Source organism: Heliobacterium chlorum, from assembly GCF_014502795.1.
GTDB classification, from domain to species: Bacteria; Bacillota; Desulfitobacteriia; order Heliobacteriales; family Heliobacteriaceae; genus Heliobacterium; species Heliobacterium chlorum.
On the sequence record NZ_JACVHF010000001.1, the window covers coordinates 264,330 to 280,061 of the forward strand.

At 53.4% G+C, this 15,732-nt stretch carries 13 protein-coding genes; 12 read left to right on the top strand and 1 reads right to left on the bottom strand.

What is annotated here, in order from left to right:
- The first annotated feature begins 67 nt into the window (after window positions 1-67).
- The 11 genes from H1S01_RS01210 (at window position 68) to H1S01_RS01260 (ending at window position 13,720) form a co-directional block, all read left to right on the top strand.
- The gene (locus tag H1S01_RS01210) at window positions 68-811 is read left to right on the top strand and encodes a phosphoribosylanthranilate isomerase (RefSeq protein ID WP_188038300.1); all 744 of its coding nucleotides are present in this window, start codon (window positions 68-70) and stop codon (window positions 809-811) included.
- 33 nt (window positions 812-844) lie between these two features.
- Window positions 845-2,029, top strand: a complete 1,185-nt coding sequence (trpB, locus tag H1S01_RS01215; RefSeq protein WP_423751909.1) for a tryptophan synthase subunit beta — start codon at window positions 845-847, stop codon at window positions 2,027-2,029.
- Between the two features lies 1 nt (window position 2,030).
- Window positions 2,031-2,846: a tryptophan synthase subunit alpha gene (gene trpA / locus H1S01_RS01220; protein WP_188038301.1), complete on the top strand. Its 816-nt coding sequence runs from the start codon at window positions 2,031-2,033 to the stop codon at window positions 2,844-2,846.
- A gap of 306 nt (window positions 2,847-3,152) precedes the next feature.
- The gene (gene aroF, locus H1S01_RS01225) at window positions 3,153-4,166 is read left to right on the top strand and encodes a 3-deoxy-7-phosphoheptulonate synthase (protein WP_155474557.1); all 1,014 of its coding nucleotides are present in this window, start codon (window positions 3,153-3,155) and stop codon (window positions 4,164-4,166) included.
- A 187-nt stretch (window positions 4,167-4,353) separates the two neighbouring features.
- Window positions 4,354-5,220 (top strand): prephenate dehydratase, encoded by an 867-nt coding sequence (pheA, locus tag H1S01_RS01230; protein ID WP_188038302.1) that lies wholly within the window; start codon window positions 4,354-4,356, stop codon window positions 5,218-5,220.
- A gap of 10 nt (window positions 5,221-5,230) precedes the next feature.
- A complete protein-coding gene (locus tag H1S01_RS01235; RefSeq protein WP_243236872.1) occupies window positions 5,231-6,370 on the top strand; it encodes a prephenate dehydrogenase in 1,140 nt (379 codons plus the stop codon).
- A 37-nt stretch (window positions 6,371-6,407) separates the two neighbouring features.
- Window positions 6,408-7,721: a 3-phosphoshikimate 1-carboxyvinyltransferase gene (aroA, locus tag H1S01_RS01240; protein WP_188038303.1), complete on the top strand. Its 1,314-nt coding sequence runs from the start codon at window positions 6,408-6,410 to the stop codon at window positions 7,719-7,721.
- Between the two features lie 126 nt (window positions 7,722-7,847).
- On the top strand, window positions 7,848-8,525 hold the full coding sequence (cmk, locus tag H1S01_RS01245) for a (d)CMP kinase (RefSeq protein WP_188038304.1): 678 nt from the start codon (window positions 7,848-7,850) through the stop codon (window positions 8,523-8,525).
- 7 nt (window positions 8,526-8,532) lie between these two features.
- Complete coding sequence (locus tag H1S01_RS01250; protein ID WP_188038305.1) at window positions 8,533-9,183, top strand: lysophospholipid acyltransferase family protein; 651 nt, start codon at window positions 8,533-8,535, stop codon at window positions 9,181-9,183.
- A gap of 293 nt (window positions 9,184-9,476) precedes the next feature.
- The gene (locus H1S01_RS01255; protein WP_188038306.1) at window positions 9,477-11,474 is read left to right on the top strand and encodes a bifunctional 4-hydroxy-3-methylbut-2-enyl diphosphate reductase/30S ribosomal protein S1; all 1,998 of its coding nucleotides are present in this window, start codon (window positions 9,477-9,479) and stop codon (window positions 11,472-11,474) included.
- Window positions 11,475-11,554: 80 nt separating this feature from the next.
- Window positions 11,555-13,720, top strand: a complete 2,166-nt coding sequence (locus H1S01_RS01260) for a DNA topoisomerase (RefSeq protein ID WP_188038307.1) — start codon at window positions 11,555-11,557, stop codon at window positions 13,718-13,720.
- Window positions 13,721-13,744: 24 nt separating this feature from the next.
- Here the strand turns inward: H1S01_RS01260 and H1S01_RS01265 are convergent, their stop codons facing one another.
- Complete coding sequence (locus H1S01_RS01265) at window positions 13,745-14,890, bottom strand: hypothetical protein (protein ID WP_188038308.1); 1,146 nt, start codon at window positions 14,888-14,890, stop codon at window positions 13,745-13,747.
- Between the two features lie 89 nt (window positions 14,891-14,979).
- Here H1S01_RS01265 and H1S01_RS01270 point away from each other — a divergent pair, with 89 nt between their 5' ends.
- Window positions 14,980-15,681, top strand: coding sequence for a hypothetical protein (locus tag H1S01_RS01270; protein ID WP_188038309.1), 702 nt, complete (start codon window positions 14,980-14,982; stop codon window positions 15,679-15,681).
- Window positions 15,682-15,732: the final 51 nt, after the last annotated feature.

Consider the following 15,732-nt stretch of genomic DNA (forward strand, 5'->3'; position numbering starts at 1 on the left):
AATGCACCCCCGTTTACGCACAATTTTTCGCATATAGATTGTTAAAAACGCACGAGGAGGCCTCCTAATGCCTTCCTACCCCCGCGTCAAAATCTGCGGCATTCGCAGCCACCAAGACGCCCAAGTGACCGTTGCTGCCGGTACCCATGCCATCGCCTTTAACTTCGTCCGCGGTTCCCGGCGCTATATCGACCCCGAACTGGCCCGGGAAATTGCCCTCGCTCTGCCGCCATTCATCTCCATCGTCGGCGTCTTTGCCGATGAGCCGCGATACAGCGTCGAGGAAATCGCCTCTCTCTGCCGCCTCCATGTTCTGCAATTTCACGGTGGTGAGTCACCGGAATATTGCCGGCGCTGGTCCTACCCGATCATCAAAGCGTTCCGTTTCCGCGATGAAGTTCTTACAAGGGAAAGTCAGAATGAAAACAGTATGCAGGAGCATCCCCTTGGAGAAAAAAGTGTCAACGGTAACTCCAACAGTCAAGTCGAAAAGGTGACGACTGTCTTTGACAACTGGGAGCAGCTATCTCAAGCAGCCCTTAGCTATGAGGTAAGCGCCTTTCTGGTCGATGCCTATTGCCCGACCGCTTTGGGGGGAATGGGAAAAGCCTTTGACTGGTCGAAAATTGAGGGCTCTTTACACCGCCCGATGATTCTCGCGGGGGGATTGAACCCTGAAAACGTCCGGGAAGCTATTATGCGAGTTCGCCCATACGGCGTAGATGTGGCATCCGGGGTAGAGAAAGATGGAAAAAAAGATTGGGAAAAGTCGGCAGCCTTCGTTGAAGCTGCTCGTTGTTGCATCGATTAATTGCGGAAAAAGAACGTAAAGAAGGTGTTCTTCATGATGGAACAAGCAGATAAATTCGGCCGCTTTGGCGTCTACGGCGGAGCTTTTGTCCCCGAGACGTTGAAGCCGGCTTTGGAAGAACTGGATTCGGCCTTTCGGCGATTTATCGACGATGAGGATTTTCAACGGGAATATGAGGATCTGCTCCGCGATTATGCCGGTCGTCCCAGCCGGCTCTATTATGCACAGCGGCTGACAGAATACCTCGGCGGAGCACGGATCTATCTGAAACGGGAAGATTTGAACCATACCGGATCCCATAAGATCAACAACGTCCTTGGGCAAGTGCTGATGGCAAAGCGGATGGGGAAAAAACGGGTCATCGCTGAGACGGGCGCCGGTCAACATGGTGTGGCCACAGCCACCGCCTGCGCCTTCTTTGACATCCCCTGTGAAGTATACATGGGCGCCGAAGATGTGGAACGGCAATACCTGAACGTTCTCCGGATGCAACTGCTCGGCGCCAAAGTGATCGCCGTCTCCTCGGGCACTCAGACTCTGAAAGATGCTATTAACGAAGCGATGCGAGACTGGGTGGCCAATGTGCAGGAAACCTTCTATTGTTTCGGTACGGCTGCTGGTCCTCATCCCTATCCTAGCATCGTCCGCCATTTTCAGTCTATCGTCGGCCGGGAGGCTCGGGAACAAATCCTCGAAATCGAAGGGCGGCTGCCTGACGCGGTGCTGGCTTGCGTCGGCGGCGGCAGCAACGCCATCGGTATTTTCTCCGGTTTTCTGAAGGACACTTCCGTCCGCCTGATCGGTGTAGAAGCAGGCGGCGATGGTGTTGAAACGGGACGCCACGCAGCATCTTTGAACGCAGGAACGGTAGGCGTACTTCATGGGGCAGTATCTTATCTATTGCAAGATGAGAACGGACAAGTCCTGGGAACCCATTCCATCTCAGCAGGTCTTGATTACCCCTCGGTAGGGCCTCAGCTTTCTTATCTAAAAGATATGGGCCGAGCTGAATTCGTGGCCGCTACAGACAAAGAAACACTGGAAGCCTTCCGCATGCTGGCTCGAACAGAAGGAATCCTACCAGCGCTGGAGAGCGCCCATGCCGTCGCTCACGCCGTGAAAATGGCGAAAAGGATGACCAAGGACAACCTGTTGATCGTCAACTTGTCAGGACGCGGTGACAAAGATGTCCATACACTTGCCGGGGAGGTAGGCTGATATGTCGACGAGACACGGTACCGAACGAATTGAACATACCTTTCAGCAGCTCAAGGCGGAGGGACGAACAGCCTTCATTCCCTACATCACCGCCGGTGATCCTGATTTAAATACGACAGCCGAACTGGTGCTGGCACTCGAAGCAAGCGGTGCCTCCATCATCGAGCTAGGGGTGCCCTTCAGCGACCCTGTCGCCGACGGTCCTGTGATTCAAGAGGCAGCCTGTCGTGCCTTAGCCGGCGGGGTCACCTTGATGAAAGTGTTAAAAATGGTAGAGGAACTGCGAAACCGCAGCCAAGTACCGATTGTCTTAATGACCTATTACAACCTGCTGATGCGCATGGGATTGAAACGGTTTGCCCAGGAAGCCTTGGTGGCAGGGGTCGACGGGGTGATCATCGCCGATCTTCCGGTGGAAGAAGGAGACGAATTGCGGAGCTATCTCGACGAAGTCGGCATCGCTCTCATCCCTCTCGTAGCGCCGACAACACCGCCGGAACGGATCCAACTGATCGCTGAAAAAGCCCGGGGATTCATTTATTGTGTCTCCCTGTTGGGTGTGACCGGCGACCGGACTGAATTGCCTCCGGACGTGGATCTTCTGTTGAACCGGGTCCGGAAGCAGACCGACTTGCCCTTAGGACTCGGATTCGGCATCTCTACACCTGCACATGCGGCGTCTGTAGCTCCGAAAGCAGACGGAGTCATCGTGGGCAGCGCCATCGTCAAGCGCATCGCCCAACATCATGACAACAAGGATCAGGCGATCGCCGAAGTTCGGCAGTTTACCAAAGAGATTACGGCAGCGCTGGCATAATTCAATAGGCGGAAGGGTTGCAGCCCGGTGGAGGCTGTGCTATATTGATAAATGTAGGACGATCCATTCCTAGGGAATGGATATGTAGAATGGGTTTTCATGGTCTTGTGGTGATGAATCCGCGTTGACGGATTCACTTGTAGGAAAGTTAAAGGGTGTAGCACGGAAGTATGGCAGGAGTTAATGTAGGCTTTAGAAGGTACTCCACCAGCTGGGGTACCTTTTTGTCTTCTTATCAGCCCTTTTGCTGCGTTTGCCCGACCTTCCTACCGGACAAATTATGTAAAGGATTAAGGGAGGAAAATCATGATTATTGTGATGAAGCGGGGAGCGTCGGCCCAAGAAATTGAATCGGTCTGCCAGCGCCTGCAAAAGGAAGGATTTTCGATTCACATGTCCGAAGGCGTTGAAAAAACAATCATCGGTGCTGTCGGTGATAAATCCCGGGTAGTCATCTCCAACTTGGAAGGTCTAGACGGTGTGGAAAAAATCGTACCGGTGTTGCAGCCCTACAAACTCGCTGGCCGCGACTTCCGGCAAGAAGATACAGTGATTCGAATCGGTGATGTGGAGATCGGCGGCGGTCAGATCCAGGTCTTCTCCGGTCCTTGTGCGGTGGAGAGTTGGGAACAACTGCTCGAGGCGGCCCTCGCCGTCAAAAAGGCTGGCGCTCGTATCCTCCGTGGCGGCGCCTTCAAACCTCGTTCGTCCCCATACGCCTTCCAGGGTCTCGAAGAGCAAGGGTTGAAGCTCTTGGCTCGGGCTCGCGAGGAGACGGGCCTGTTAATCGTGACGGAAGTCATGGATCCCCGCAGCATCGATCTGATCGCTGAGTACAGCGATATCCTGCAGGTCGGCGCCCGGAACATGCAAAACTTTCACCTGCTCCGGGAACTGTCCAAGATCAATAAGCCGATCCTCTTAAAACGGGGCCTGTCGGCGACGATCGAAGAGTGGCTGATGGCTGCCGAATACATCATGTCCGGCGGCAACTACGACGTTATTCTCTGCGAACGAGGGATTCGGACTTTTGAGACGGCTACCCGGAACACCTTAGATTTGAGTGCCATTCCCGTCATCAAGAGCTTGAGCCACCTGCCGATTATCGTCGATCCGAGCCACGGCTGTGGAAAATGGCAGCTAGTCCGTCCCATGTCTATGGCCGCACTGGCCGCTGGTGCTGACGGCCTCATGATCGAGGTCCATCCCAACCCGGCAGAAGCGCTCTGTGATGGTCCCCAATCGCTCAAGCCTCATAAGTTCGTCTCCTTGATGGATGAACTACGAGGAGTGGCTGGATTAATGGGTAGAACCATTTAACAGTGGCTATGGCTTATTCATGGTAACCTATATGCTGAATCCTGAGATGATCGGTTCTTGGCATTAGCTGAGAAGATAGTCCTTGGCATCTGATTTAATAGACCTGTCGATAAACTATTTGTCTGAATTCTTACTTTGAGGTAAAGTATTAGCATAGGATTTTGAACATATAGGATAGGGAGATTCTATGACTGATGTAAAATCGAAACTGGCAGGCTCCGTCCAGGGGCCTGTCGGTTACCTTGGGCCTGAGGGAACGTTCAGCGATGAAGCGGCTCAGGCTTTTTTTTTACCGGAAACGCCACGGAGACCTTACAGCACCATACCCATGGTCTATGAGGGATTAAACCGTTGGGAAATCGATGCCGCTGTACTGCCCATCGAAAACTCCATTGAAGGCGCCGTCAATCAAACCCTCGATGCATTGATTGAAAACCCGGGGCTCTTTATCGTCGGCGAGATCATCCTCCCGGTGCGCCATCACTTCCTCGTTCCGCCTGATGTAGACTGGACGGAAGTTACCGAAGTCTATTCCCACCCGCAACCGTTAGCCCAATGCCGTCACTTTCTGGAAAACCGTCTTCCCAACGCCCAGGCGACGGCAACGAACTCGACGGCCGAAGGGGCCAAAAAAGCGCTGCAGGTTTCAACGGCAGAATCGCCGAAAGGGGCCATCGCTTCTGAGTTTGTGGCGATGACATACGGGCTGGAGATTGCTGTTCGCGATGTGCAGAGTCGTCCGAACAACAAGACCCGCTTTGTCGTTGTCGGTCGGCAGCTTACCGAGCCGACAGGCAACGATAAAACTTCCATCGTCTGCGCCCTTCCCAGCGATCGACCGGGCGGACTTTATGAGATTCTCAGGGAGTTTGCTGAACGGGAGATCAATTTGAGCCGCATCGAATCGAGACCGACCAAGTATGAACTCGGTCAATACCTCTTTTTCATCGACTGTGCCGGCCATCAGCGCGATCGGAAAGTATCGGAAGCGCTAAACGCGATCGGCCGTTTCACCATTTTAACGAGAGTATTGGGAAGTTATGTCCGGGGGTGAACTCCTAGAAATGATGCAGCTCTTCGCCCTTTCGCCAATCAAACGAGTGGCCATCATCGGATTGGGTCTGATCGGCGGTTCTTTGGGTATGGCCTTGACTCAGGGACGTATCGTTGAAGAAGTCATCGGTTTTGACCAAGAGGAAGAAGCCCTCTCCTTAGCCTTGTCCACACAGACCGTTCACCGTGTAGAAAGAAACATGGCTGAGGCAGTCCAAAATGCCGATCTGGTGATCATGGCCACTCCGGTGTGCACCTACCCATCGATCGTGACAACCATCAAGAACTCCCTTCGCCCGGGAACGATCGTGACTGATGTCGGTTCCACGAAAGCTTGGGTTATGGACCAAATGAAACGGTTGCTTCCGGAGGGAATCGCCTTTGTAGGCGGTCACCCCATGGCCGGCTCTGAAAAAAAAGGCATCCGAGGAGCTGATCGCTATCTGCTCGAAAATGCCGTCTATGTGCTCACCCCCGATAGGGATACGGTACCTGAAGCTATCGATGCGGTTGAAGCGATCATGTGTGCAGTCGGTGCCCGGGTCCTTAAACTATCCCCATCGGAACATGACCAGATGGTCGCCGTGGTGAGCCATCTTCCCCATATGGTGGCGGTGGCGCTCGTGGAAACTTTGAGCGAAGTCGCGAAGAGTTTTCCCCAGGCGTCCATGTTGGCCGCCGGCGGTTTTCGGGATACGACCCGTGTCGCTGCGGGAGATCCACGCATGTGGGTCGATATCGCCAAGACAAACCGGGAACCGCTTCTACATACGATCGGCCTATTTCGCCAGGCGCTGGACCGGCTCGAATCGGAAATCGGAGGCTGCAGTTCCGATGGCACCGACCAGATAGCAGCCCTGCAAAGCACCTTGAGCCATGCCCGGGATGTGCGCCTGGCGATTCCCGGTAAAGCGAAAGGGGTGCTGCCGGGCATTCACGAAGTGGTCGTCACCGTTCCGGATAAACCGGGCGTCATCGGCAACATGGCTCGAATTCTCGGTGAAGCGGGGATCAACATCGCCGACATCGAAATCCTTCGGGTTCGTGAGCGAGACGGCGGCACGATCCGGATCGGTTTTTATGAAGCAGAAGAAGCCGATCGGGCCGTGGAAGTGCTCGCTGCCTCGGCGGTTATCGTCAAGCGGCTCTAAGTACAATACTTGTGAATAAAAGAGGAGATTCTTTGCTATGCATGAATCCCACCAGATAGTAAGCATCACTCCCGGCGGTTCCCTTCGCGGGGAGACAGAAGTTCCTGGTGACAAATCGATCTCTCACCGGGCCGTCATGTTTGGCGCCTTGGCGAAGGGAACGACGCGAGTCCATCGCTTTCTTCCCGGTCAAGATTGCCTTTCCACCATCGACTGTTTTCGCAAACTAGGTGTTTCCATCGAGATGCCAGGACCGACAGAAGTCCTCGTTCATGGTAAGGGTTTGAAGGGATTGCAGGAACCAGCCGATATTCTCGATGTAGGTAACTCGGGAACGACCTTGCGGCTGATCACCGGCATATTGAGCGGTCAGTCTTTTTTCTCCGTCCTGACTGGCGACGGATCGATCCGGCGGCGGCCCATGGCTCGAGTGACCAAGCCGCTGATCGAAATGGGAGCTGCCATTCGAGGGCGTGAAGGAGCGAACAAAGCTCCATTAGCCATCTATGGAACCGAGCGGCCCCTCAAAGCGATCCATTATCAAAGTCCTGTGGCCAGCGCCCAGGTCAAATCGGCCATTTTGCTGGCGGGCTTGTTCGCTGACGGTAAAACCCGGGTGACCGAGCCGTTGCTTTCCCGGGATCATACGGAACGGATGCTCTCGTCCTTTGGCGCGAAGTTAAACCGACTGGATCAAGGATTGACGACAGAGATCGAAAGTTTCCCCAGTTTAAATGGGCAAGAGATTGAAGTTCCAGGCGACATCTCATCGGCCGCCTTTTTGCTCGTCGCTGCCAGCATCGTCCCCGGTTCGGAACTCACCTTGCGCAATATCGGAATCAATCCTACTCGCGACGGCATTCTCGATGTTCTTCGCGAGATGGGTGCCAATCTCCATGTTGAAAATGAGCGTCTGGTCGCCGGTGAGCCGGTGGCAGACATCACCGTCCAAAGCGCATCGTTGAAAGGGACGACGGTCGGTGGTTCCATCATTCCCCGGTTGATCGATGAACTCCCCATCATCGCCGTGGCCGCTCTGTTTGCAGAAGGCACGACGATTATCAAAGACGCTGCTGAGCTTCGGGTTAAAGAAACGGATCGCATCGCCGTTTTAGCGGAAGAACTACGCAAACTTGGGGTGACCGTCGAAGAAACTCCCGATGGGATGATTATTCCGGGCAACCAACAAATTCAGGGCGGCACTGTAGACAGCCACGGCGATCACCGTATCGCCATGTCTTTAGCCGTCGCCGGTCTCCTCGCCGCCGACGAGACGGTTATCCATGATGCCGCTTCCATCGATGTGTCCTTTCCTGGCTTCGCCGCCACCCTGCAATCCCTTCGAAACTAGGACTTTCAGGTCATTTATGGTAAAATATCCGGCAAGAAGAAGAATTTCTCTACTGGGACTACAAGCTCCTATTCGCTAAACCCCTAGCGATGTGGGCGGTAGACCCAGACTAAAGGAGTATGGTACGTGACGAAAGCCGGAATCCAAGTGGCCATCGACGGTCCCGCAGGCGCAGGCAAAAGCACTGTCGCCCGGGAGGTAGCCCGTCGACTCGATTATCTCTATATCGATACGGGAGCCATGTACCGGGCACTGACATGGTTGGCCCTGCAAAAGGATATTGATTTAAACGATGAGTCTGCCTTATCCCTTCTTGCCGAAGCAACGGACATCCGCCTGTTGCCCGCCCTCGAAGGGCTGAAGGTGCTCATCAACGGTCAAGATGTGACCGATGCGATTCGCCTTCCTGAAGTATCGCGCCATGTTTCCCAAGTGGCTGCCGTTGCCGGTGTCCGGGTACCGATGGTGCGCTTGCAGCAGCGCCTCGCCGAGGAATGCGGTGTCGTCATGGATGGACGGGATATCTGTGCCTATGTCCTTCCAAGGGCAGAGGTTAAGATATTTCTGACCGCTTCCATTGAAGAGCGGGCCCGCCGGCGCTACCTCGAAATGTCGGCAAAAGGCGTCGACATCACCTTAGAACAGTTGCAAGCAGACATTGCACAGCGGGACAAAGAGGATGAATGCCGTGATGTAGCCCCCTTGGTCAAAGCGGAAGATGCCCAACTATTAGACACGACGGGTATGGATAGGGAAGCAGTGGTTCAACAGGTTTTGCAGATGGTACATAAGGCGGGGGGCTGATCAGGCGATGAGTGAGTTGACGCAACACCGGGAATTTGTCGCTTCGTCTTTTATGTACCGCTTCATTCGAGGAATGCTCATCTTCTTTTTTGCACGGATTTGCCGGTGGCGCCTGCAGGGACTTGAAAATGTCCCGAAAGATGGCCCCATCATCATGGCTTTTAATCATGCCTCAAACTGGGATCCGATGATTCTCGTCTGCGCCTCCCCGCGAAAAGTTCACTTTATGGCCAAGAAAGAATTGTTCGAGGTTCCTTTCGTAAGTTACATCGTGAATTTAGCTGGCTCATATCCGGTCGATCGGAGTAAAATGGGCCGTCAAGCCTTAAAGATGTCGATCGACATCCTCAATCAGGGTAAGGTGATCGGCATCTTCCCAGAGGGGACCCGAAGCAAGACCGGCGAAATGGGTGAAGCGAAGGCGGGTACCGTCATGATCGCCGCCAAAGCCGGAGCACCGATCGTCCCCGTGGGCTTGTATAACAGTCAAAACGTCTTTTCTGGCGGTTGGTTTCGTCCCGTTTCAGTCTGTTTTGGCTCGCCCATCTATTTGAATTCGGATGGGGGAAAGCTGACGTCTAAAGACATGCATGAACTGTCGGAACAATTGATGACGACGATCGCTGCCTTGGTTCAGGATGCTAAAAAAATGTTATAAAAAGTTCTGTAATCCATAAAAATTATGCAGTTGCCCTTTAGGGCTTTATTTAATGGTAAATAAAGCCCTAAAGGGCAACTTTTTTGTCCAAGGACAGGTATACCTTTTTCCAAAGAGGCTACGAATCAGAAAAATTCCTCCAACCATTGAAGACATGAAAAAAGAAGGGAGATTAAATACTGTTGATAGATGCCCCGGAGAGCGGTGAAAACTATGAGTTATTTGGATCTAAAAGCAGGATTTCTTAGATTTATCACGAAAATAAAACCAGACTAACTCGGGGAGTGATGGGATTGCAAGTACTCCTGGCGGATCACGCTGGGTTTTGTTTTGGAGTTCAGCGAGCTCTTGATCTGGTTGAAGATGAAGTAAAACAGAAACAATGCGTGGCCACCTATGGGCCCCTCATCCACAACCCTCAGGTCGTTGAGCGACTAGCCCGGCAGGGGGTAAAGGTTTACGATGATTTGCAGGACCGTACACCGGCTCGTCTCGTCATTCGTTCCCATGGCGTAGGACCGGAAGTCTATCAAGAGGCCAACGAAAAAAACTTTCCCGTCGTCGATGCCACTTGCCCCTTTGTCAAAAAGGTACAAACCCTTGCCCAACGGTTTACCCAAGAGGGGTATCAAGTGGTGATTGCCGGAGACCGAAATCATCCCGAGGTACAAGGGATCTTGGCCTGGAGCGGCAGTAAAGCTTTTGTCGTGGCGAATGGAAAAGAAGCCGCCAGCCTGAAGCTTCAGGGTAAGGTGGCGTTAATCGCACAAACTACCCTCAAAGAGGCCACCTTGCGGGAGATCGAACAGGCCTTGCGCGCTCAGCCCGTAGAACTGGAATTGCGTAATACCATCTGTGCTGCGACCGGCAACCGCCAAAAAGCAGCCCGTCAACTGGTAAATGAGGTTGACGTCATGGTGGTTGTAGGAGGACGCAACAGTTCGAACACGGTAAAATTAGCGCAGATTTGCCGGGACACAGGGGTTCCCACCTATCACATAGAAGAGGCTGCCGAACTTAAGCCCGAATGGTTTACGGGCAAGCAAAAAGCGGGGGTAACGGCGGGGGCTTCAACTCCCCGTTGGATCATCGAGGAGGTAATTCAAAGAATGACCGAACTGAACCAGGAAAAGGAAACAGAATTTCAAGCACAAAATCAGGAAATTGCCGCAGAAGTTGAGGATATGGGCGAAAGCTTCGCCGAATCCTTGCGGATTTTCGAAGAAGGGGCTCCGAAAGAAGGCGGTCTTGTCACAGGAACCGTCGTTAAGGTTAGACAAGATGAAGTCCTCGTAGACGTAGGCGGCAAGTCGGAAGGTGTTATTCCCCTGCGGGAGTTAGCCACTCGCACCCCCGATTCGGCCGAAGGCATCGTTAAAGTGGGCGACGAAGTGAAAGTGGTCATCGTCAAGGCCGAATCGGAAGACGGCAACATGATCCTCTCCCGCCGCCGGGCTATCGAACGGGAAAAAATCGTTCACATTCAAGAAGCAAAAGAAAATGACGAAATCGTCACCGGTGAAGTCATCGCCATCGTTAAAGGCGGTCTCCGCGTCGATGTGGGCGTCACCGGTTTCGTGCCGGCTTCCCAAGTCGATCGAGGCTATGTTGAGAACCTGGACAAATACATCGGCCAGACGCTGCGCATGAAAGTGATGGAAATCGATACTCGCCGGAACAACTGCGTCCTGTCGGCGAAAGCAGTACTGGAAGAAGAATACAAACAAGCTCGCGGTAAGACCTGGGAGGAATTGGCCGAAGGACAAACCCGCCGGGGTACTGTCCGCCGTCTCTCCGACTTTGGCGCCTTTGTCGACCTCGGTGGTGTAGACGGTCTGCTTCATATCTCGGAGATGTCCTGGGGACGCATCAAGCATCCTAGTGAAATCGTCAAAGAAGGCGATGTCATCGATGTTTTCGTGCTGAAAGTAGACCGGGAGAAAGAAAAAGTCTCCCTTGGCCTCAAGCAGGTGCTTCCAAACCCCTGGGATAAAATCACCGAAAAATACCCCATCGACAGCATCATCACCGTCACCATCGTACGGCTCACTCCCTTTGGCGCTTTTGCCGAATTGGAGCCCGGCGTAGACGGATTGATTCATATCTCCCAACTGGCTGACCGCCGGATCAATAAGCCCGATGAGGTCGTATCCGTAGGCGATCAGGTCAAAGTCAAAGTCCTCGATATCAAAGAGGCCGAACGGCGCATCTCCTTGAGCATGCGTGCCGTCAAAGACGACGAAGCCAACGCCGAAGTCCAGGAATACCTGGCCAATCAAGACAATCAATAATCTCCATACCATCGACCGGACGGATCGTAGAAGCGGGACAGGTGCTGTCCCGCTTTTCCTGTCCCCTTGGGAGGCCGCCTGTGAAAACCTTGATTATCGCTGAAAAACCGAGTGCCGCTGAAGCGATTGCAGAAGCCTTGACAGAGCCCTTTGTCAAAAAACGAAATTATCTGGAAAGCAAGGACTATTACATCAGTTGGGCCATCGGGCACCTGGTACAACTGGCCGAACCGGAAGATTACCGCTCCAGCTTAAAGCGCTGGCGTTTCGAAGACCTGCCCCTTTTACCGGAGTTTCAACTGCGCCCCGTCGCCAAGACGGAAGCCCAACTCAAAGCGATTGCCGCCTTAGCGAAGAAAAGCAAAAGCTTGATCAACGCCTGTGATGCCGCCCGGGAAGGGGAACTCATCTTTCGCTATATTGTCGCTTTACTCGGATTGAACCATCTGCCCACGTGGCGCCTCTGGACGGCTTCTCTCACCCCTGAAGCGATTCGGGAGGCCATGAGGGAAATGAAGCCGATCACCATGTATGATAACCTCTTTGCTTCGGCTCGCTGCCGGAGCGAAGGCGATTGGCTCATCGGCATCAATGCGACACGAGCTTTCACGACTCGTTTTGGAGAACTCCTTTCTCTTGGCAGGGTACAGACACCTGTCCTCGCCATGATCTGCGCAAACCGCCGGTTGCGGGACGACTTTGTCCGCCAGAACTACTGGGAAGTCTGGGCAAACTTTCAAGGCGAAGGCTGCAACTATCGAGGTCGATGGTTTCAAGGGGAAGAGACAAGGTTCGAAAAGCGGGAACAGGCCCAATCGATCGCGCAGGAAGTCCAAAACCGCCCAGGAACGGTGGAAACGCTTGAACAGAAAGAATCGAGAGAACTTCCTCCCAAGCTATACGACCTGACTACCCTGCAGCGGGACTGCAACCGTCTCTTCGGATTTGCCGCCAGCAAGACGTTGAAGATCGCTCAGGAACTGTATGACCGGAAATTCATCACCTATCCTCGCACCAACAGCCGGTATGTCGATACCCATGGTATCGGGCTGATTCGCGCTGTTGCCCGCCGCCTCGGCAGCCACCCTGTCTATGGCGAATGGGTCCAAAAAGGTAATCCTCAACTGGTGCAGGAGCGCAACCGTAACCTTTGCCGTCCCGAAGCGGTAGAGGAGCATCACGCCATATTACCGACCACCTTTGTGCCGGACAGGCTCACCGGTGATGCCATAAAGGTATATGATCGAATCGTGCGGCGTTTATTAGCTCATTACTTCCTGCCGGCTCGCTTTAAGGAGACCCGCGTCATCACCCGTATCGAGGATCACCTTTTTCGCACCGATGAAAAGGTGATCCTCGATCCAGGCTGGAAAGTGGTGGACGGAGGATGGAAACCTCCCGAAGAAAAGCTGCTTCTCCCGCAACAGCCTGGTGTACCTGTTTACTGCGTTCATAGTGAAGCCACGGAAAAGCAGACGGAACCGCCGAAACCCTATACGGAAGGCAGCCTGCTGGGCGCGATGGAGACGGCCGGTAAGAAGCTCGACGACGAGGAACTGAGGGAAGTGCTCAAAGATGCCGGGTTAGGTACGCCGGCGACCCGGGCGTCGATCATTGAGCGGCTAAAAGATGTCGGTTACATAGAGCTCGAGGGCAAACATATTGAGCCGACGACTAAAGGCATGGCCCTGATAGAACTGGTGGAACGTGCCAATATCCCTGTCCTGCTCTCGGCAGAGATGACGGGACGGTGGGAAAAATACTTAAATGAAATTGCCCGGGGTAATGGTCAGTCCCAGGAATTCAACCGCAAAGTGGTCGATCTGACGGTCCATGTGATTCGTCAGCTAGCTCAGGCTGATAAAACATGGTATAACAAGAGCGCTTGCGCCAAGTCACTCGGTGTCTGCCCCCGCTGCGGCGGGCAGATCGTTGAAAATCGCAAAGCCTATGCTTGTTCCAACTGGAAAAACCTAAATTGCCCCATCACCATTTGGAAGACATTCCGGGGAAAGAAAATCTCCGAAAAAACAGCCATTGCCCTGCTGCAGAAAGGCAAGTCGCCCCGTCTCCGCTTTTACAGTAAGGAAAAAAAGCCTTACCCAGCAATCATCACCTTTGATCGTGAGACTGGACAGATGGATCTTCAATTCGAATCCAGTTCAAAAGCAAGTAGTCCCAAAAATGGCAGTACGCAAACAAGTCGCCCGAGGAGTCAAAAAAAACCCCCCGCACCTGCATCGTAAGGAGCAGACGGGGGGTTTCAACATTCATACCTTTTTGGGAGAATTTTCGGACTCGCTTTGTACCATTTCATCTTCCGTAGATTCGTTTGTAGTATCTCTGGACTCACCGATGACCATCTCAGTGACGACGTTTTCACTTGCTTCCGCATCTGATTGCACAGTCATCACGGCTTCTGCCCCTACCTGGCTCTCTTGTTCTTCGAGAGATTGAGGTCCCGTAGACAAAGCCAGTTCGTCATTGGATGAGAGGGACGAATCATCCTGGGAGTTCGCCGCAGAGACTGTCCCGTCGGCACTCACTGCCATTGTCTCCGTTGTAGCTGAATCAGAGAGAATTTCCGTAGCTGAGGGTGTGTCGGTATCGTTTTCGGCGATGACTTCAGACGATAAAGTCGGTACTTCATCATTTTCTTTTTTCGATAAGGGGATAACGATCGTGGGCCGCCTGGCTGGACGGGGAAGAGGACGTACCGTAGGCGGTGCGATGGGACGAACCGGAAGGAGTTCGCCTTGACCTGGTGAGGGATATGCGTCTGGTGGCGATTCAGGAACGGACGGGAATGGAATTGTCCCTGGCGCTGGTTGAGGTAGCCCATAGGGTGTCGGGATCGGTGGTAGACCGGGGGTTAGTCCGGGAGAAGGCGATACTCCTGGCGAAGGGAGTGGTGTGGGCGCGGGAGAAGCTTCGGGGGATGGCACCGGCGCTGGAGACGGCGAAACTCCCGGAGTGGGCAGCGGAGTAGGGGACGGAGAAGCTCCAGGGGTGGGTTTGGGAACAGAGGGACAGGGCTGAGGGAGCAAATCCCTATAAGGATAGGCATAAGGGTAAGGCGGCGGATCGGTCGGTACAGTCGGCTCGTTGACAGGGCTTGTTTGCGGCATCGGTTGGGGCATCGGCTGCGGAAGTGAACAACTAGGCACCCTCTCTCCCGGTAACCGGGGTTCCTGCATTTCCATCATGTCCAACAACCTGCATTGCATATGGTGGTAGAGGTGAAAGTACATCTCATCGCAGCGCGACTGCACAGCCTGGGACACCATCTGCTGCATCATGCAGAGCAAATGCGGTTCTTGAGGGCACCTATGCCTGCAGTAACCCGGTCCGGTTCCCATCAAACCAGGCTGCCGGTATGTCTCCATGCCGTAAGGACAATGCGGGTAAACAGCCATCGAAATGAATCCCCCTCCAAGTTCACGGCGGTCATTTTTTCCGCTACCATACTATGAACGTGAGGGGGAAAAGGTTAGGAGGATTTAAAATGAGAGGGAAATTCCTGACCTGGATACATGGTTCGCTTATGGCTCTTTGCATCTTCGTCCTGGTCTGCACCCTGCCAGCCTATGCCGACGAGCCCCTCTTTTCGGCACAGCGGTATACGGCTTTGCAAAAAGCGGCACCCTTGTCTCTCGTGCAGAGCCAAATCATCTACGGAAAACTGTTTTATGCCGGTCAAACGGACTATTTTCGAGTACAAGGCAAAAAAGGCGACCTGCTTCTTTTTGAATTAGCCATTCCTCGCCGTGGAGGCTTAGAGACTTTTCGTCCCTCTGTGGCTGTCATCGGTCCGGGCTTGCCTATGGTATCTTTAGATACTTCCTATTGTGTCATACCGAACGGACTCGGAGCCCACATCGTTGAACCGTCCTTGCGAGAACGGGAAATCACCGATCCGATGACTGGATGTGATTACTGGCTCACACAAGTCTTTCAATTCCGTCTGCCCAGCGACGCTGACTACTATCTGGCCGTATTTGACAAAGAAGGAAAGCCCGGAAAATATTCGCTGCAAGTGGGTGTCCCCGAGGAACGGAGCATCGCTCAAGGTCTCAAGCATCCCGTTCAGGTGCTGCAAGTCCGGGCTTGGTATAACCCTACCCAACTGCTGGTGGTCATGGCATTTGTGGCGATGGCGATGGGGTTATTTTTTATAGGATGGTTAGCCAAACGACAAAAGAAATAAAAATTCGATTTAGGGGTTGCCGATGTGGGTAAAAGACCGATATAATGTCTA